This is a genomic window from Meridianimarinicoccus marinus (genome assembly GCF_040689105.1).
Classification (GTDB): Bacteria; Pseudomonadota; Alphaproteobacteria; order Rhodobacterales; family Rhodobacteraceae; genus Meridianimarinicoccus; species Meridianimarinicoccus marinus.
This window is the reverse complement of record NZ_JBFBVU010000101.1, coordinates 1-379: the sequence shown is the minus strand read 5'-3', so window position 1 is coordinate 379 and position 379 is coordinate 1. Positions and strand designations below refer to the sequence as shown.

Annotated in this window: 1 pseudogene; it reads right to left on the bottom strand. The window is 65.2% G+C overall.

The features are described from left to right. A pseudogene (locus tag AB0T83_RS20360) lies at positions 1-379 on the bottom strand (ornithine cyclodeaminase family protein); the annotation flags it as partial.

Genomic DNA, 379 nt, shown 5'->3' with positions numbered 1-379 from the left:
CGTCGAAGGAAGACGTGATCGAGATGATCACATCCGCCGCCCGCATCCCGTCCAGCTCCACCGCTTCGAACGGCAGTCCGGCCTCGGCGGCCACCTCTTCGAGGTTGGACAGCATTTCGGGGTGCAGGTTCCAGCCGATGACCCTTTCGAAGTCGCGCTGTTCCAGCGCGGCACGCAGCTGGAATTTCGCCTGGTGGCCGGCGCCGATCATGCCGATGACCCTGGCATCGTCCCGCGCCAGATGCCGGATCGACACCGAAGAGGCCGCCGCCGTGCGCAGGGCGGTCAACAGGTTGCCGCCGACCATGGCTCTGGCCTTGCCGGTGTCGGGATCGAACAGAAAGACCGTGGACTGGTGGTTGATGATCCCGCGCTTTTC